Here is an 18,374-nt window from a genome sequence, read left to right on the forward strand (position 1 = left end):
CTTCCGAGCCGGTGCCATCTGCGGCATCGGCTTTTTTCAGTCAAGCCCTCCCGCACCCGGGATGGGAAAACCGTTATTGCCCGCAAAACTTGTAAAAAAGGAGGCTGACCCCTTGGTTTTCAGCACCATCATCTTCCTGTTCCGCTTTTTGCCCATCACGCTGGCGCTGTACTATCTTGCCCCCGCAAAACTGAAAAACACCGTGCTGTTTTTGTGCAGTCTGGTGTTCTACTGCTGGGGCGAGGTGCGCTTTTTTCCGGTCATGGTGGCGCTTATCCTCATCAACTATCTCAGCGGCCTTGCCATCGAGCATTTTGATGCAAAGCCCGCGCTGCGCCGTTTCTTTCTGCTGGTGGCGCTCGTTGGCAGTTTGGGGATGCTGTTCTACTTCAAGTACGCAAACTTTGTGCTGCGCAGCGTGAATGCCCTGCTGGGCACCGCCTTTGCCGAGATCCAGGGCATCGGCACTTTGCCGCTGGGCATCAGCTTCTACACCTTCCAGACCCTTTCCTACTCCATCGACGTCTACCGCCGGGATGTAAAAGCCGAGCGCAACATCATTGATTTCGGCGCTTATGTGGTCATGTTCCCGCAGCTCATCGCGGGACCTATCGTCAAGTACCGGGACGTCTCCGACCAGCTGCACGTCTACAAGCACCGCTATAACCTCAAGCAGATTGAAGAGGGCATGACCCTGTTCACCTTCGGTCTTGCCAAAAAGGTGCTGCTGGCGGACGCCGTGGGCGCGCTGTGGACGGACATCATCGGGGTAGCCGACAGCCCCTCCACCACCTTTGTGGGACTGGCAAACGCTTCCACCCCGCTGGTGTGGCTGGGCATCATCGCATACAGCTTGCAGCTGTACTTCGATTTCTCCGGCTACTCCCTGATGGGCATCGGCATGGGCAAGATGCTGGGCTTCGATTTCCCCGCAAACTTCAACTACCCCTATATCTCCGCTTCCATCACCGAGTTCTGGCGGCGCTGGCACATGACCCTGTCCGGCTGGTTTAGGGAGTATGTGTATATCCCGCTGGGCGGCAACCGCAAGGGGCTCAAGCGGCAGATCCTGAACCTGTTCATCGTGGAGCTGCTCACCGGCATCTGGCATGGCGCAAACTGGAACTTTATCTGCTGGGGTCTTTACTACTTTGTGCTGCTGGCAGTCGAAAAGCTGTTCCTGCTGCCCTACCTGAAAAAAGGCAGGGTGTGGCCGCATTTCTACACCCTGTTCCTTGTGGTGGTGGGCTGGGCGATGTTCGTGGGCAACGACACCGGCGTGTCCTTCGGGCTGCTGTTCCAGAAACTCTTTATCCCCTCCGGCGGGGTGTCGCCGCTGTATTTCCTGCGGAATTACGGCGTACTGCTGGCGGTAAGCGTGGTGTGCTGCACCCCGCTGATCGAAAAGCTGTGGGACGTGCTGCGCAAGAACGTAGTCACCCGCTGCGCTGCCATCCTGACGCTGCTGGTGGTCTCCACCGCCTATGTGGTGGGCAGCACCAACAGCCCGTTCCTGTACTTTAACTTTTAAGGAGGCGGGAAGATGTCCAAACACGAGAAAAAGACCTCCTCCCTTTTGCACTACCCGGTGCTGGTGGTGTTCAGCCTGTTCTTTATCGGGCTGTTCGCGCTGGATATGGTCACCCCGGACCGCAGTTACAGCGAGCTGGAGAACACCACCCTCAGCCAGCGCCCGGCGCTGACCCAGTTCACCGCCAAGGGGCTGAACAGCTACTTTACCGCCTATACCAAATACGTCAAGGATCAGGTGGCAGGGCGCGATAGCTGGATCAGCCTGCAGAGCGTGGTGGAGACCACCCTGCTGCAAAAGCAGCAGAACGGCGGCATCCTGCTGGGCAAGGAGCACATGATGTTCCCCCGCACCTACGGGCTGCTTTCCAGCGAGGAGCGCACCCTGCCCAAAAACACCGCAGCGCTCACCAGTCTGTGCCAGCGCTACCCGGGCAAGGTGAATGTGCTGCTGGCCCCCGCCGCCAGCGATATCTATAAAGAGAACGTGCCCGCAAACGCCCCTCTGCTGGATGAGGACGGCTACCTTGACCAGCTTTCCGCTGCGGTGCAGGCAGCGGGCGGGAATTTTGTGGACGTGCGCCAGACCCTTACCGCCCACAAGAGCGAGTATATTTACTACCGCACCGACCACCACTGGACGAGCCTTGGCGCCTACTACGCGTACAGCCAGCTGTGCCAGACCCTTGGCCTTACCCCCTTTGACACCGCCGCACACACCGCGCTGACTGCCGACGGCTTTTACGGCACCCACTACGCCAAGGCGCGCACATGGAACGCCGTGCCGGACGTGATCACCTACTACGACCTTGCCAACGCCTTGACGGTATGGAACGTGACGGCGGCGGGGCAGCCCACCGAGGGACAGACTACCGGCTTATACGACACGGAAAAGCTTTCCGTCTACGACAAGTACGCCATGTTCCTGCACGGCAACAACGGCCTGAGCCGGGTGCAGGGCAACGGCAGCGGGCGCATCCTTGTCATCAAGGACAGCTACGCCAACTGCTTTGTGCCCTACCTGACCGCCAACTACGCCGACATCGACGTGGTGGACTTCCGCAATTACAACTACGGCTTGGACAAGCTGATCGCCGATAACAGCTACGACCAGATCCTTGTGCTGTACAATTTTGACAGCTTCAAGAGCGACCCCTACCTCTACCGCGCCGGTGTAACAGGCTAAACAGCCAAAAGCCCAAATTATTGCAGTCTATTTTCACAAATTTATAGCTGCAATTTCATGCGTCCCGCCAGTTTTTGCACAGATGTACCAAAACCCCTTGATAAAATCCGACCACTGTTGTAGAATGGCTATATAGAGAACAATGCTCTATCGGCCTTGGGTATGGACGCCGGGGAATCGGGATGCAATGCGGCATTCCCCCTTGACAAAGGAGTATTGATGATGAAAAAGATGAATTATCCCGCAGATTATGCGGTACTTTCCAACGAAGAAATGACCTATACCACCGGCGGCGGCGCAGTGGATGATGCTGCCGGGATCGCTACCACTGCCGCAACGGTCGTAGGTGCTGTGGTGCTGGCTTCCAGCTATATCTGGGGCATCAAGCAGGCACGCACATGGCTGCAGCAGGACGGCAACAAGGACGGCAACTTCTTTACCGTGCTGGGCCGCGCTACCGATGCCCTTGCCACCGACATGGGCAAATCCGCCAGCAACTTTGTGCGGGATGCGGTCTCCACCACCATGGTAGTGGCACTGGCTCCCCTGAGCGCCGTTCTGCTGATCGTGCGCTGACCTTTTTAATCAGATAAAACGGTGCGATTTGGGTGCACCGTTTTGGATAGCTTTGTTTCAAAAGGAGTGTTATTATGGAAAAAATGATGATGCCCGCGTACTACAATGTCCTGTCCACTGAGGAAATGACCTACACCGAAGGCGGCGCCAATGCTACCATGACCGAGGCTCTGCTGTGCTGGCTGATCCCTCCGTATGGCTGGTTCAGAGGCGTGACCGCTGTCCGCGACTACCGCCGTAAGAACCCCAACACTTGGACTGAGACCGGTCTGGATGCTCTGACTGCCGATATGGAGAAGAGCACTGCCAACGCCATCCGTGACATTGCCTGCACCGCTTACATGATCAGCTCCACCGCTACCGGTGTCGGCCTGATCATCAATGCAGCAGTCATCCTGCTCTGATCCATCTTATCTCATAAGATCGGCTCGGAGTACACCAAAGAACAAAGCAAGCGGAGGCGCTGCCCGAAAGGGCAGCGCCTCCGCTGTTTTTGTAGGGTTTTCTTTTAGCTTTCGTCTCATGTATCCAAGTTTTCGTCTAAAACATGGTGCATTTTAGACGAAAGCGCAAGTGTATGAGACGAATCGGCATTACTTCTCCAGCGCATCCCTGCGGACATAGCAGGTGTTTTTGCCCGTGCCAAGCCTTTGCAGAACGCCTTTCCGGGTCAGCTCCTTCAGTTCCCGCAGCACTGTAGATCTTGCAATCATCGGGCAGGCTGCCACCACCTCTGCACTTGTAAAACGCCCGATTTTTCCGTTGACATAATGCTCCACGATCTGCTGTGCCGTGCTCCGTGTTCCCTCTGCGTTCACCAGCCCTACGCGCTGTTCAAACTCAGCATAGCAAGCCAAAATGATCTTCAGCATATACCGGATAAACGGCACCGGGTCATTCGTTCCCTCATACCAGCCCTGATCGATCTGCTGCAACACCTCGTAGTAGGTATCCTTCGTTTTTTCGATCTGTTTTTCAATGCTGATATACTTTCCCACCTCGTACCCGCTGCGGTACAGCAGAAGCAGCGTCAGCAGACGGCTCATCCGGCCATTGCCATCGTTAAAAGGGTGGATGCACAAAAAATCGCATACAAACGCCGGGATCACCAGCAGCGGGTCCACCTTTTCCTGTAAAAGCGTCTGATTATAGCTCTCGCAGATGGCCTGTATCGCCGCAGGCGTTTCATAGGGTGCCACCGGCTGAAACCGGGTCACCTGCGTGCCGTCCGGTCTGGTCTCGTTGATATAGTTCTGTACGTTCTTAAAATGTCCTCCGTACGAAACACCTGCATACTGCATCATGTCCCGATGCAGCTGAAGGATATAATTGGAGTTGACCGGGATCAGATCATGGTTTTCATGGATGGTATTCAGCACCTCGCGGTACCCCATGATCTCGCTTTCGTCCCGGTTGCGCGGTGTGGTTTTATCGGCCAGCAGCTGCTTCATGCGGGTATCGGTCGTTACGATGCCCTCGATCTTATTGGAAGCCTCTGTGCTCTGTATTCTGGCAATCTCCACCAAACGATCCAGTTCTGCCGGTTTCTGGCGCACATAAAGCTCCTGTCGGCCTTTGCATTCATGGATCTTTGCCACATACGAGAGCGTTTCCATATCCCACATCCGGTCTGCCAGTTGTCCGTAGTCAAAGCTTCTCATGCTGTGTCTCCTCCTTCTTCCGGCGGTTCTTTCGTCTCATGATATCCGTCTTTCGTCTCAATCATACCCCATTTTAGACGAAAGCGCAAGTGTATGAGACGAATCGGCCTTGCGCAGACACAAAAAACGGCGGCACGCTCCGATGGAACGTGCCGCCGTTTGGTTTTTTATGCGTTGAACATATCCTTCAGCTTTTTGAAGAAGCCCTTACGCTTTTCGTAGTTTTCTTCTTTCAAAGTGCCCTCAAATTTCTTCAGGGCATCGCGCTGCGCCTTGTTCAGCTTTTTGGGGATCTCCACCTCGCACTTGACGTACATATCGCCGCGGCCGCGGCCGTTCAGATACTGGATACCCTTGCCGCGCAGGCGGAAGGTGGTGCCGCTCTGGGTGCCCTCGGGCACGGTGTACTCCACCTTGCCGTCAATGGAGGGCACGGTGACGCTGTCGCCCAGCACCGCCTGACTGTAAGTGATGGGCACGGTGACCCACACATCGTAGCCGTCGCGCTGGAACACCTCGCTGGGGCGCACGCTGACCATGACGATGACATCACCGGCGGGGCCGCCGTTGGTACCGGCATCGCCCATGCCGCGCAGTGCAAAGCTCTGGTCGTCGTCGATGCCCATGGGGATGGACACCTCCAGCGTCTTTTTGGTAGCCACCTTGCCGCTGCCGTGGCAGACCTTGCAGGGGTTCTTTACCAGCTTGCCCTTGCCGCCGCAGCGGGAGCAGGGCTGCTGGGTCTGCATCACGCCAAAGGGGGTGCGCTGCTGGCGGATGACAAAGCCGCGGCCGCCGCAGTCCGGGCAGGTCTCGGGGCTGCTGCCGGCGGCACAGCCGCTGCCGTGGCACTCGGTGCACTCCTGCTGGCGGGTGATGGTAATGTTCTTCTTGCAGCCGTGCACGGCCTCGTCAAAACTCAGGGTGATGCGCACCCGGATGTCCTGACCCTTGCGGGGGGCGTTGGGGTTCGCCTGACGGGACGAGCCGCCAAAACCGCCAAAGCCGCCGCCGAAGATATCGCCAAAGATGTCGCCCAGATCCACGCCGTCGCCGCCAAAACCGCCAAAGCCGCCGGGGCCGCCGCCGTTCTGTGCTGCATAAGTGGGGTCAACACCGGCAAAGCCGTACTGGTCGTACAGCTGGCGCTTTTTCGGGTCCGAAAGCACCTCGTTTGCCTCGTTGATCTCCTTGAACTTTGCCTCGGCGTCCTTATCGCCGGGGTTATAGTCCGGGTGGTACTTCATGGCAAGCTTGCGGTATGCCTTTTTGATCTCGGCATCGCTTGCGCCCTTGGATACCCCCAGCACTTCGTAATAATCACGCTTTTCCTGTGCCATATCCACTCACCTCTCCGGGAACGCCCTCCCCGGGTAACGCCCCGGTCGGTTCCTCACTCTATAAACCAGCAAGAGCCGCCCCGGCCTAAACCGGAGCGGCTTTTGCTCTATTGCGCGTGTGCCCGCCGGTTTGGCCGGACGCAGCGCTTTGTGTCAGACTTAGACTTCCTTGAAGTCGGCATCCACAACGCCGTCATCGTTGGGCTTTTCATTGGCTGCACCTGCGTCAGCACCGGGCTGTGCACCGGCGGCCTGCTGTGCGGCAGCGGCTGCCTGATACATCTTCTCGAACACCTGGCTCAGGGCTTCCTGCTTTGCCTTGATGTCGTCCACGTTGCCGGACTGGACAGCGGTCTTGAGGTCAGCAAGCTTTGCCTCGGCATCGCTCTTCACGTCTGCGGGCAGCTTGTCGCCGTTCTCCTTCAGCATCTTCTCGGTCTGGAACACCATTTGGTCGGCACCGTTGCGGATATCGACCTCTTCACGCTTCTTCTTATCGTCGGCAGCAAACTGCTCAGCTTCCTTCACAGCCTTGTCGATGTCCTCCTTGGACATATTGGTAGAAGCGGTGATGGTGATGTTCTGCTCCTTGCCGGTGCCCAGATCCTTAGCGCTGACCTTCACGATGCCGTTGGCATCGATATCGAAGGTAACTTCGATCTGAGGCACGCCACGGGGAGCCGGAGCAATGCCGTCCAGATGGAACACACCCAGACTCTTGTTGTCGCGGGCAAACTCACGCTCGCCCTGCAGCACATTGACCTCAACAGAGGGCTGGTTGTCGGCTGCGGTGGAGAACACCTGACTCTTGTGGGTGGGGATGGTGGTGTTGCGGTCGATGATCTTGGTGCACACGCCGCCCAGAGTCTCAATGCCGAGGCTCAGCGGGGTGACATCCAGCAGCAGCAGACCCTTCTTCTCGCCGTTCAGAACGCCGCCCTGAATAGCAGCACCGACAGCCACGCACTCATCGGGGTTGATGCCCTTGAAGGGCTCGCAGTTCAGTTCCTTCTTCACGGCGTCGTAGACAGCGGGGATACGGGTGGAACCGCCGACCATCAGCACCTTCTTCAGGTCGGAAGCGCGCAGACCTGCATCCTGCAGAGCCTTGCGCACGGGGGTCATGGTACGATCGACCAGATCAGCGGTCAACTCGTTGAACTTTGCGCGGGTCAGGGTCATATCCAAGTGCTTGGGGCCGGTAGCATCGGCGGTGATGAAGGGCAGGTTGATCTGGCTGCTCATTGCGCTGGACAGCTCGATCTTAGCCTTCTCGGCAGCTTCCTTCAAACGCTGTGCAGCCATCTTGTCCTTGCGCAGGTCGATGCCGTTCTCGGTCTGGAAGGCGTCTGCCATCCAGTCGATGATGCGCTGGTCGAAGTCATCGCCGCCCAGATGGGTATCACCGTTGGTGGCCAGAACCTCGGTAACGCCGTCGCCCATCTCGATGATGGACACATCGAAGGTGCCGCCGCCCAGATCGTAGACCATGATCTTCTGGTCGTCCTCTTTATCCACACCGTAAGCCAGAGCAGCTGCGGTGGGCTCGTTGATGATACGGCGGACGTTCAGGCCGGCGATGGTGCCTGCGTCCTTGGTTGCCTGACGCTGGCTGTCGTTGAAGTAGGCAGGCACAGTGATGACAGCCTCGGTGACGGTCTCGCCCAGATAAGCCTCGGCGTCAGCCTTCAGCTTCTGCAGGATCATAGCGCTGACCTGCTGGGGAGTGTACTCCTTGCCGTTCAGGGTCACCTTGTGGTCGGTGCCCATCTGACGCTTGATGGAAGAAACGGTGTTGTCGGGGTTGGTGATAGCCTGACGCTTTGCAACCTGACCTACCAGACGGTCGCCGGTCTTGGTGAAGCCGACAACGGACGGGGTGGTACGGGCGCCCTCAGAGTTGGCGATAACAACAGGCTCGCCGCCCTCCATAACAGCTACGCAGCTGTTGGTAGTACCAAGGTCGATACCAATAATCTTACTCATAATGAAATCTCCTCTCGAAAGAACAAATCTTGTTTATATGATGCTTATGATGATGTCAAGCGGATGTTATTGCAAACTCCCTTGCGGGAGGTTCGGCTTGTTTATTCGGCCACCACAACGGTTGCATGGCGGATGATCTTGTCCCCCAGCTTGTAACCCTTCTGGAAAACGGTGACCACCGTGCCGCTCTCCTGCCCGTCCGGGGCGGGGATCTGCTGCACAGCATTCATAAAGTTGGGGTCAAAGGGCTTGCCCAGCACCTCGATCTCCTCCACATGGAGGGCTTCCAGTGCCTTTGCCGCCTTATCCAGCGTCATGACCACGCCCTTTTTGTAGTTCTCGTCAGTGGTGGGGGCGTTGGCAGCCATATTCAGCGTATCCAGAATGGGGATGATCTTTTCCACTGCATGGGAAACACCGTCGCCAAACTTCTGGTCGGCCTCGCGGGTGGAGCGCTTGCGGTAGTTGTCGTACTCGGCAGCCATGCGCAACAGCTGATCCTTGGCCTGTGCGGCGTTCTTTTCCGCTGCATCCAGCTTTGCCTTAACGGCTTCCATCTCCCGGGCCTTCTTGTTGAACCAGCCGCCGTCCTTCTTCTTGTCCTCTTCGGTGGCAGCTTCGGCAGCAGCCTGTTCGGGCGCTGCGGCAGCGGTCTTTTCCTCGGGGGCAGTCTCCGGCTGCTCGGTCTCGGGCACCGTGTTCTTTGCTTCTTCGCTCATTCCAGATCCTCCTTATAGATCACAGTCCGCCGCGGTACGGCAGCCTGCGGGGTGTCTTTTCGTTTACCGCTCATGCCCTCGCCCAGCTGGTCTGCAAACTCGTGCAGCAGGGGCATCAGCTTCTGGAAGGGCATCCGGGTGGGGCCGATCAGGGCAATGGAGCCCCACAGCCCGCCGCCTACCAGATACCGGTCGCTCACGATGCACAGCCCGGGGATCTGCGGTTCCAGATCCTCGCCCAGCAGCACGCTTTCGCTGCGGTTTTCCGGGGGTGCGATCAGGCTTGCGGCCTGTTCCTCGTCGTTCAGCAGGGTAAGGATATCACCCACCCGGCCGTCCAGCTGCGGCCAGTCCAGCAGGTACTGCTCGCCGCCCAGAAATACATGGGGCTTTACGCTGTCCTGCAAAATTGCGGCTGCGGCGCTGACCACCGGCACAAGTTCCGGTGCGATCTGGCTGCACAGCTCGCTGAGCATCCGGGTGGAAAGATCCACCGGTGCCACAAAGGTAAGGTTGCGGTTGAGCAGCGCCGCAAGGGCGGCTGCATTTTCCCGGGAAAGCCCGGTGCGTACCCGCGCCACCCGGGTGCGGACGTAACCGGCGGTGGTCACAGCCAGCACAGCGGCTGCGCTGCGGCCCACCTGCACCACCTCGTAATGGGCGATGCACAGATCCTCGGCGCAGGGGGTGCTGACGGCGGCGGTGCAGCCGCTGATGGCGGCCAGCGCCTTGGCAGCGCCCTGTGCCAGCTTTTCCGGCTCGTGGTCAAGGCTGGCGAACACCGCATCCACCCGGGCGCGGGTCACGCGGTCCAGCGGCTGATCATCGGTCAGCAGGTTGTCCAGATAATACCGGTAGCCCTTGGCGCTGGGCACGCGCCCCGCGCTGGTGTGGGGCTGCTCCAGCAGACCCAGCTTTGTCAGCGCCGCCATCTCGTTGCGCAGCGTTGCGCTGGACACTGCCATGTCAAAGTAGTTTGCCAGCACGCTGCTGCCCACCGGCTCGCCCTCAAGGCCATACAGCGCCACGATCGCCTGCAAGACCCGTTGCTTGCGTGCATCCATCGTCATAGCGCCTGCCTCCTTTTTGTATTGCTTTTGTTTGTTTAGCACTCCTTGTTCCTGAGTGCTAAGACCATTATAATCGTTTTTGCCTTGCTGTCAAGCCCTTTGCAAAAATGTTTATAAAGATTCATAATTCTGTCATAAAGGGGGTGTGAACTCCCTCAGTCAAAGCCTGCGGCTTTGCCAGCTCCCTCGGGGAGGGAGCCTTTGGCGCGCCCGCAAACTTTGCACTTTAGCCGGAAACTGTACCGCTATGCCAAAGGCCCCATCCCAGAGGGGGCTGGCATCGCGCAGCGATGACTGGGGGAGTTTTATTATAATATGTACTACTTTTCTCCCCTTTTTCAGCGATTCGCGCAGTTTCAACCCCCTTTCGCGCAGAATTTCTTTTGTTTTTGCCTAGTTTATGGTATATTTATGGTAACGACACCCCGTATAAACCCCACACGAAAGGAGCGAAACGTTATGAAAGCCAAACGCATCCTGAGCATCCTGCTGACCGGCAGTATGCTGCTGTCCCTGCTGCCGGTGTCTGCACTGGCAGCTGCCCCGGTGTTCGATGCACCCGCCCAAATCACGGCCAAAAAGGCTGCACCCCTTGTACAGGAGGCAGACGCCTCCCGCAGCACCGAGGAGGAAGCCTCCACCCGCAGCAGCCGTGATCTGGACGCGGAGAACGGCACCGCAGAAAGCATTACCATCCAGCTGAACGCCGAAGGCAAGCCCGCAGACAGCGGCGACGATGGCAATTGGTACTACAGTGCTGACTCCGGTTGCCAGCTGGACACTGGCGTTTTTGCCCTGCAGCCCTCCTCGGAGCCCGAGGCAGAAAGCGCATTGAAGGCACGCCTTTTCCGCATTGGAGATAAAGCCGAGCTAGTCCGCGGCACCGTCGGCTGTGAAACCAACAATTATGGCACCATCTCCGGCGGCATCTTCCAAGGGAAGGTGGCTAACTTCCGAACCATCTCCGGCGGCACCTTCCAAGGGGATGTGAACAACTACCAAACCATCTCCGACGGTACCTTCCAAGGGAAGGTGGACAACGACGGCGTCATCTCCGGCGGCACCTTCCAAGGGGAGGTGTACAACGACAGCACCATCTCCGGCGGTACCTTCCAAAGTGAGTTGTACAACTTCCGCGGCACCATCTCCGGCGGTACTTTCCAAGGGAATGTGACCAACTCCAGCGGCACCATCTCCGGCGGCACCTTTAAGGAAGCTGTCGAGGTAAACGCCGCCTCCGGCACTGAGGCCAAGATCGAGGGCGGGACCTTTAAAAAGAGCATGACGCTCAAGAATAGTGATGGCGCCCCCATCATCATCAGCGACGGCCTGTTTGACGGTGAGGTTGTAGCCAAAGGATGTTACGCCCCGCTTTCCATCACCGGCGGCCTGTTTACCCAAGCTGTGGATGTAAGCGACACCGACCCGTCCAAGCTTTCCATCACCGGCGACTATTTTGTAAACGAGCCTACCATGCCGGAAAGCAGCGGCATTGCCTTTACCTCTGTGAGCGATCAGAGTTACAGAACCTTCCAAGTGCCTGTAAACGGAGGCTGGTCTGAAAACGGTTACAACGAACTTTATGTGCCCAGCGGATCGTCTGCGCAGCCCAACACCATTACCGTAAAGACCAATACCAAACTACTCTATTACCTTGCAGACGGTGAACGCTTCCCCGTCCTTGACAGCGACAGTGACAGCTACATTTACCAGATCCCTGTGCAGAACTTTGAAAAGATCGTGCTGGTGACCGAGGAGCCTTCGGCACCCCCAACGGACGACCCCGGCGAGCTTGACCCGGCGTTCTCCTCCGGTGCAGCCGCACTTGGCGTGGTACTGGGCACTGCGGGTCTGGGTTATATCACCTATGCCCATGTCTCTTCCCTGTACCTGTACTACGCGCTGCCGGGCGGCTTTATCCCCTCCACCCGTCAGGAGCTGGCAAACGTCCTGTGGACGACTGCCGGCAAGCCCGACCCTGTAAGCACCGCCCTGTATACCGATATCCCCGCTGACGCCATCGAGCAGCAGAAAGCCGCCCGCTGGTGCGTGGAGCAGGGTCTGCTCTCCGACCACGGCGCGACCTTCGGCCCGGACACCACGGTGACCAATGCACGCATCATCCGCGCATGGAACAGCCTGAAAAAGGTGCCTGTGCCCATCACAAACTAATCATCCTCACATTCATCCTTTCATGTACACCGCCGCCCGGCTTGCTTCCACAGGCCGGGCGGCGGTGTTTTTGCGGGTGAAACTCCCTCAGTCAAAACCTGACGGTTTTGCCAGCTCCCTCTGAGAGGGAGCCTTTGGCATGGCGGAAAAGTTTGCGGCTCAAGTGCAAAGCTTGCGGGAGAGAACGCTCCCCCGGGGGGAGCTGTCGCGCAGCGACTGAGGGGCTTCAAATCGGCGGAGCCGGAAAAAACGGTTAAAAGATCTTCACGCCGAACAGGCGTGAATCTTCAGTTTTTTCCGGTGTAGCCCACTTCTTTGGGGTTAAAAGGGGCGAGTAGCCCCTTTTTCGTGGCTCCAGCGCGTCGAAATCGCTGGCACTTTTCTGGTTCTCTTTTGGTGTCAAAAGAGAACATCCACGGCAGCATCCTCCATTCCCCGCCGGGCGGCGGTGTTTTCACTCCTCCATCTGCTTTGCCAGAAAGGCCGCTGCCACTGCCACCGCCTTGCACTGGGCGTCCTCCGGGCAGGCGGTGCGATCCTCGGTCAGCAGACCCACCGCGCCGGTCACGTCCCCGCCCGCCAGTACCGGCGCGGCGCATAGCAGCACCCGGGGTGCGCCCTCGCAGGGCAGCAGGGTCTTTTCCGGGTTGCCTGGGCTTTGGTAGGGCTTGCGGGCTTCCATCAGCTTTTCCAGCGGCTGGCTGATGCTGCGGTCTGCCAGCTCCCGCCGCCCGCTGCCGCTGACCGCCAGAATGCGGTCCCTGTCGCACACAAAGGCGGTCAGCGCAAACTGGCGGCTGAGCACCTCTGCCAGCTGGGCGGCAAGGGTGTTCACCTCACCCATGGGCGAGTACTTTTTAAAGATCACTTCCCCGTCGCCGGTGGTAAAGATCTCCAGCGGGTCGCCCCGCCGGATGCGCTGGGTGCGGCGGATCTCCTTGGGGATCACCACCCTGCCAAGCTCGTCAATGCGGCGCACGATACCGGTTGCTTTCATTTATAGTGCCCTCCTTGTGGTTTCCTTTGTATGTAGTATCTGTCAGCGACGGCAAATTATACCGGCAGCGGATTTTTTGCTTTGCCCGTTGCATTGCGTTCCGGGCGGGGTTCTGCTACAATAAATAGGAATAAACCCAAAGAAAGCAGGTGTCCGCATGGCACACATCCTTATTCTGGGCGGCGGTGCCGCCGGACTGGCCGCTGCGCTGGCGGCTGCACAGGCCGCGCCCACTGTCCGCGTCACGGTGCTGGAGCGCAACCCCAAGGTGGGCAAAAAGCTGCTGGCTACCGGCAACGGCCGCTGCAATCTGGACAACACCGCCATTGCGCCGGAAAAATACTTCACCGCCGACCCCGCCGCGCTGCGGCCTTTGCTGGCGGCGGTGGATGCCGCCGCACCGCTGGCATGGTTTGAGCAGCTGGGGCTGTACACCCGCACCGATGAAGCCGGGCGGGTGTACCCCTATTCCAATCAGGCGGCAGACGTGCTGGCGCTGCTGGAACTGCATTTGCAGCGGCATAACGTACAGTTGCGCACCGGCTGCACGGTAAGCACCCTGCGCCAGAGCAAGGGCGGCTACGCCGTGCAGTTTACGAACGCCGAGGGCGGCACCGAAAATCTGCGGGCAGATGCCGTTATCTGCGCCATGGGCGGCGCTGCCGGGCCGCAGTTCGGCACGGACGGCTTCGGCACCCGCTTTGCCGCCGACTGCGGCGGGCAGCTGCGCCCGCTCTACCCCTGCCTGACCGCCCTGCAATGCGCAAAGCCGAACAAGAGCCTTGCAGGCATCCGCGCCAAGGCCGCTGCCCGTCTGCTGGACGGCGACCGGGTATTGGCTGAAGAAATGGGCGAAGTGCAGTTTACCGACTACGGGCTTTCCGGCATCTGCATCATGCAGCTGTCCGGCCTGCTTGCCCCCGGGCGCAGCCCGAAGCACCCGGCGGTGGAACTTGATCTCTTCCCCGCTGTGCCGGAGACAGAGCTTGCCGCCCTGTTTGCAGCGCGTGCACCGCTGCTTGCCGAGGACACGGCGGCGGCGTTCTGGCTGGGGCTTTTGCACGGCAAGCTTGGCCGCGCCCTCTGGGCTGCCGCCGCCCTGCCGGATACCGCCCCCCACGCCCTGCCCGCAGGCAGCTGGCAGAAGCTTGCCCACACCGCCAAGCACTGGCGGTTCGAGGGGCTTACCCCCTGCGGCTGGCGGCAGGCGCAGACCACCGGCGGCGGGCTTGCCCTGACCGAGGTGGAACCGACCTTCCAGTTCAAGGGCTGTCCGGGGCTGTACTTCGTGGGTGAAACGCTGGACTGCGCCGGAAGCTGCGGCGGCTTCAACCTGCACTGGGCGTTCGGCAGCGGCCTTGCCGCCGGGCGGGACGCCGCAAAGCACCTTTGCAGCTGAAAACGGTAATAAAAAAGGGACGAGGGAAAGCCCGCGGGCTTTCCCTCGTCCCTTTTATTCTCTAAATCAGACAGCCTTATTCTCGCCCTTGGAAAGCAGCTTTGCACGCTCCAGCGCGGGGCGCAGTGCCAGATACAGCACCACGGCGCAGGCAGTGGAAGCCACACTGTTCACAAAGGTGACGCCGCCGGCGATCTTGGTCAGCGCCTGTGCCACGGTGTACTCCTGTCCAAAGATGTACACGTTGCGGAAGTAGCCAAGGAAGGGGTCGGTGAACACGTTCAGCAACAGGCCGGAACCCGCAGAGACGATCACCTTGACCAGATACCCGGCGCTGTGACGATCCTGATCCCGCAGCTTGAACACCTTATGTGCCACGGCACCGCAGGTGATGCCGATGATGAACTTGAGCACGAAGGTGGTAATGGCGTAGCCCGGGTCACCGGCAAGGATATCCGCCAGCGCCAGACCGATGGCACCCGCCAGACCGCCGGATACACCGTCCAGCAGCAGCGCCGTCAGGGCAGTAAAGGTGTTGCCCAGATGGAACGAAGAACCGCCGTAGAACGGGATGCGGAAGAACAGGTAGGCCACTAAGCTCAGCGCAGCCATCACGCCGGTAAGCGCCAGCTCGTGCACCGTAAAGCGGCGCTTGTACAGCACACTGAAAAACAGGATCAGGATAACGACGACTGCCAGCAGCAGCCACATTGCAGTAGTAGACATGATACTTTCCCTCCAATCACGCCGATAACCCCACAAAACTACTTGACATTTGGGTGTTCGGCGGGTATGCTCCTATTATACGCAGAACTGACCCTATGAAAATACCCAGAACATAGTTTTTTTATGGGGTCAGTTTGACGCAATACCCAGATGGGAGGGACATTCTATGGTACATCTGACCACGGCACTGGACCCGGCTTCGGCGGTGCCGCTGTACGAGCAGCTCTACCGCAGCCTTGCCGCCGAGATGCGGGCAGGCACTCTGACGGCGGGCACCCGGATGCCCGGCAAGCGGCGACTGGCGGCAGAGCTGTCAGTATCGGTGAACACGGTGGACACCGCCTACCAGATGCTGGCGGCAGAGGGCTACCTGACCGCCCGGGAGCGCAGCGGCTTCACCGTGCAGGAGTATCTTGCCCTGCCGCAGGGGGTGCAGCCGCCCGCCGCGCCCTCTGCGCCGGTGGCAGCGCACCCCGCCGACACCGCCCCGCCGGTGCAGTTTGATCTATCCACCCGGGGCGTGGACCCGGGGCTGTTCCCCTTCCGCACATGGGCGCGGCTGCAAAAGGAGCTGCTCTACTCCGCACCGGAACTGCTCACCCCCGGGGATGCCCGGGGCGATGCCGCCCTGCGGCAGGCGCTGGCCGGGTATCTGGCCGAGTACCGGGGCGTGCAGTGCGACCCGGAACAGCTGGTGGTGGGTGCAGGGCTGGAATATCTTCTGGGGCTGCTTGCCCCGCTGCTGCCCGGTCCCGCCGCCGTGGAGACCCCCGGCTACCCCCGCGCCCGGCAGGTGCTGGAAAACAACGGCGTACCCTGCCGCTGCCTGCCGGTGGACGCGGACGGGCTGTCGCTGACGGCCCTTTCTGCCAGCGATGCGGCAGTGTGCTATGTCACCCCCAGCCACCAGTTCCCCACCGGGGTCACCATGCCCGCCGGACGCCGGGCCGAGCTGCTGCACTGGGCGGCCCGCGCCCCGGGGCGGCGGTACATCATAGAGGACGACTACGACTCGGAGTTCCGCTTCGACACCCGCCCGCTGCCCAGTTTGCAGGGCATGGCGGGCGCAGACGGCCCGGTGGTGTACCTGTCCACCTGCTCCCGCAGCCTTGCCCCGGGCATCCGCATCGCCTATATGGTGCTGCCCCGGCAGCTGCTGGGCGCGTGGCAGGAAAAATACCGGCTCTATTCCGGCACGGTGGGGCGGTTTGAGCAGCAGACGCTGGCGCGCTTCATCACCGGGGGGTATTTCACCCGGCACTTAGCGCGGGAGCGCACCGCCTACAAAGCCCGCCGGGATGCGCTGGTGGCGGCGCTGCGCACCTCCTTTGCACCGGAAGAGCTGACCCTTGCGGGGCTGCACACCGGCCTGCACCTGCTGGCACAGCTGAAAGACCCGCCGCCGGACGCCGCCCTGCGGGCTGCTGCCCGGCAGTACGGGGTGCGCTGTTCCCTGCTGAGCGACTACGACCTGACCGGCACGGCACATTCTGCCGCCGGGACGCTGGTGCTGGGTTACGGCTCGCTGCCGGACGCGGACTGCCCCGCCGCCGGGGAGAGGTTGAAAAAGCTCTGCACCGCCGCCCGGGAAGCCTTGGACACCGTATAGTGCCCGCTTGACCAGTCCCCGGGCAGGGCGTCGGCGGCGATGTCCACCGGCTCGGCGCTGGTGGCTAAAAATTCCAGCGTGCGTTCCAGTGTAGCAAGGTCCACGGCGGTCAGGCTGGTCAGCAGACTGCTGCTCACCTCCCGCAGCCCCTGCGGCAGGGTAGTGGGCAGCAGCTCCAGCGCCTGCCGGAAAAAGGCATCCCACACCGCCGCCCGGGCGGCGGCGCTGCGTCGGGGCGAAAGAGAAGTGTCGGCATCCAGCGCCGCCAAAAAGCTGTGAGCATCGGCAGCGGAGATGCCCTGCACCCCGGTGCCTTTGCCGTACCGCGCCAGCTGCTCCGGGGTGAGCGCCCCGGTAAAGCCCACTCGCACTGCGCCGTACCGCGCCGCCAGCTTTGTCAGCACCGCCGGGGCGATGGCAAGATAGTCGGTGTCCTCCGGCAGGGCGAACACCTCGCCCAGCGCCTCCCGGCAGCGGGCGGGGCCTGCGGCGGCGTAACAGTCCGCAAGGGGGACGTTTTTGCCCCCAAAGGGCACTTCCAGCACGGCAGGCACCGCCAGCAGATGGATGCAGTTCTGCCCGGCGTTCAGGTAGGCCAGCACAAAGCCCGGGGTCTCGTCTGCCACGCACAGCAGCACGGTGCACTGGTCTGCGGCCTTGGGCAGACGGATGGGCACCCCGCTCTGGCTTTTTGCAGCCTGCCGCAGACTGCTGCGCAGCTGGGCGCGGCTGAGCAGCACTGTGCCGCCCACCAGCGGCAGCAGCACCAGCAGGGCGGCGCACAGCGCCGCCCAGAAGGGACGCCAGCCGCTGCGTTTTGCGTGTTTCATGGCTCTGCCTCCTTTTTGTGCATAAAGCATAGCCCACCGGGCGACCCTTTATGCAGAAAGGCAGGGATGCTATATGGATAAAACAAATACCCCCAACGAAAAAGACCGCGAGAAACAGGAGGACTTCTGGCTGACGCTGGAGCCCCTTCCCGCACCCGACCCCGAAAAGCCCTCCGCACCGCATGAGGAGTAATGGCGCTGCATAGGATGGTAAGGGAGCTCCCTCGGGGAGGGAGCCTTTGGCATAGCGGGAAAGTTTGCGGTTAAACTGCAAAGTTTCCGGGTGTGCTCGCTCCCCCTCGGGGGAGCTGTCGCGCAGCGACTGAGGGGCTATAAATGGAGAAGCGAAAAAAGCGTTAAAGCGATAGCGCCGACTGGCGCAGCGCTAGCTTTTTTGTGCTTCGACTTCTTCTTTAGGATTGTCAAGGGCGTGCAGCCCTTGGCCCGTTGCGGGGTGGGTGGAGTCCAGAGGTAGGGAGGGGGGAGTCGGAACACCCCTCCCTGCCTCTGGCCCAGCGGAGCGTCCCTGCACGCTGAAGGCAAGCAGAAACTTTTCATCAGCAAAGGAGGCCA

The 18,374-nt window shown here is 60.2% G+C and carries 15 protein-coding genes; 7 read left to right on the forward strand and 8 right to left on the reverse strand.

Translation table 11 applies throughout. From position 1 onward, the window contains the following. Positions 1 to 112: 112 nt before the first annotated feature. The 4 genes from MTP39_RS13225 (at position 113) to MTP39_RS13240 (ending at position 3,696) form a co-directional block, all read left to right on the forward strand. Positions 113 to 1,531: an MBOAT family O-acyltransferase gene (locus MTP39_RS13225; RefSeq protein ID WP_249240871.1), complete on the forward strand. Its 1,419-nt coding sequence runs from the start codon at positions 113 to 115 to the stop codon at positions 1,529 to 1,531. Positions 1,532 to 1,543: 12 nt separating this feature from the next. Continuing rightward, positions 1,544 to 2,716 carry a DHHW family protein gene (locus tag MTP39_RS13230; protein ID WP_249240872.1) on the forward strand — a complete coding sequence of 391 codons (1,173 nt, stop codon included), beginning with the start codon at positions 1,544 to 1,546 and terminating at the stop codon, positions 2,714 to 2,716. 219 nt (positions 2,717 to 2,935) lie between these two features. Further along, on the forward strand, positions 2,936 to 3,292 hold the full coding sequence (locus MTP39_RS13235) for a hypothetical protein (protein ID WP_249240873.1): 357 nt from the start codon (positions 2,936 to 2,938) through the stop codon (positions 3,290 to 3,292). 74 nt (positions 3,293 to 3,366) lie between these two features. After that, positions 3,367 to 3,696 carry a hypothetical protein gene (locus MTP39_RS13240; protein ID WP_249240874.1) on the forward strand — a complete coding sequence of 110 codons (330 nt, stop codon included), beginning with the start codon at positions 3,367 to 3,369 and terminating at the stop codon, positions 3,694 to 3,696. A 189-nt stretch (positions 3,697 to 3,885) separates the two neighbouring features. Here MTP39_RS13240 and MTP39_RS13245 read toward each other — a convergent pair whose 3' ends face one another. The 5 genes from MTP39_RS13245 to hrcA form a co-directional block, all read right to left on the reverse strand. After that, positions 3,886 to 4,953, reverse strand: coding sequence for a Fic family protein (locus MTP39_RS13245; protein WP_249240875.1), 1,068 nt, complete (start codon positions 4,951 to 4,953; stop codon positions 3,886 to 3,888). Positions 4,954 to 5,120: 167 nt separating this feature from the next. Further along, positions 5,121 to 6,293 (reverse strand): molecular chaperone DnaJ, encoded by a 1,173-nt coding sequence (gene dnaJ / locus MTP39_RS13250; protein WP_249240876.1) that lies wholly within the window; start codon positions 6,291 to 6,293, stop codon positions 5,121 to 5,123. A gap of 159 nt (positions 6,294 to 6,452) precedes the next feature. Beyond that, positions 6,453 to 8,279, reverse strand: coding sequence for a molecular chaperone DnaK (dnaK, locus tag MTP39_RS13255; protein WP_005925254.1), 1,827 nt, complete (start codon positions 8,277 to 8,279; stop codon positions 6,453 to 6,455). Between the two features lie 101 nt (positions 8,280 to 8,380). Further along, complete coding sequence (locus tag MTP39_RS13260) at positions 8,381 to 8,998, reverse strand: nucleotide exchange factor GrpE (protein WP_249240877.1); 618 nt, start codon at positions 8,996 to 8,998, stop codon at positions 8,381 to 8,383. After that, positions 8,995 to 10,068, reverse strand: coding sequence for a heat-inducible transcriptional repressor HrcA (hrcA, locus tag MTP39_RS13265; RefSeq protein ID WP_097785731.1), 1,074 nt, complete (start codon positions 10,066 to 10,068; stop codon positions 8,995 to 8,997). The genes MTP39_RS13260 and hrcA overlap by 4 nt, the downstream gene beginning before the upstream one ends. Positions 10,069 to 10,527: 459 nt before the next feature. Here hrcA and MTP39_RS13270 point away from each other — a divergent pair, with 459 nt between their 5' ends. After that, positions 10,528 to 12,240: a hypothetical protein gene (locus MTP39_RS13270; RefSeq protein WP_249240878.1), complete on the forward strand. Its 1,713-nt coding sequence runs from the start codon at positions 10,528 to 10,530 to the stop codon at positions 12,238 to 12,240. Positions 12,241 to 12,694: 454 nt separating this feature from the next. Here MTP39_RS13270 and MTP39_RS13275 read toward each other — a convergent pair whose 3' ends face one another. After that, entirely contained in the window at positions 12,695 to 13,237 is a 543-nt protein-coding gene (locus tag MTP39_RS13275) for a stage V sporulation T C-terminal domain-containing protein (protein WP_249240879.1), read from the reverse strand. A gap of 157 nt (positions 13,238 to 13,394) precedes the next feature. On the opposite strand from MTP39_RS13275, the gene MTP39_RS13280 reads away from it, so the two are divergent. Beyond that, the gene (locus tag MTP39_RS13280) at positions 13,395 to 14,636 is read left to right on the forward strand and encodes an aminoacetone oxidase family FAD-binding enzyme (protein WP_249240880.1); all 1,242 of its coding nucleotides are present in this window, start codon (positions 13,395 to 13,397) and stop codon (positions 14,634 to 14,636) included. 66 nt (positions 14,637 to 14,702) lie between these two features. Here the strand turns inward: MTP39_RS13280 and MTP39_RS13285 are convergent, their stop codons facing one another. Continuing rightward, a complete protein-coding gene (locus MTP39_RS13285) occupies positions 14,703 to 15,362 on the reverse strand; it encodes an ECF transporter S component (protein ID WP_249240881.1) in 660 nt (219 codons plus the stop codon). A 166-nt stretch (positions 15,363 to 15,528) separates the two neighbouring features. Here MTP39_RS13285 and pdxR point away from each other — a divergent pair, with 166 nt between their 5' ends. Next, positions 15,529 to 16,971, forward strand: coding sequence for a MocR-like pyridoxine biosynthesis transcription factor PdxR (gene pdxR, locus MTP39_RS13290; protein WP_249240882.1), 1,443 nt, complete (start codon positions 15,529 to 15,531; stop codon positions 16,969 to 16,971). On the opposite strand, the gene MTP39_RS13295 is transcribed toward pdxR, so the two are convergent. Next, on the reverse strand, positions 16,878 to 17,801 hold the full coding sequence (locus MTP39_RS13295) for a hypothetical protein (RefSeq protein WP_249240883.1): 924 nt from the start codon (positions 17,799 to 17,801) through the stop codon (positions 16,878 to 16,880). The two genes, pdxR and MTP39_RS13295, sit on opposite strands and share 94 nt — an antisense overlap. Positions 17,802 to 18,374: the final 573 nt, after the last annotated feature.

This window comes from Faecalibacterium sp. I3-3-33 (genome assembly GCF_023347295.1).
Taxonomy (GTDB): Bacteria; Bacillota; Clostridia; order Oscillospirales; family Ruminococcaceae; genus Faecalibacterium.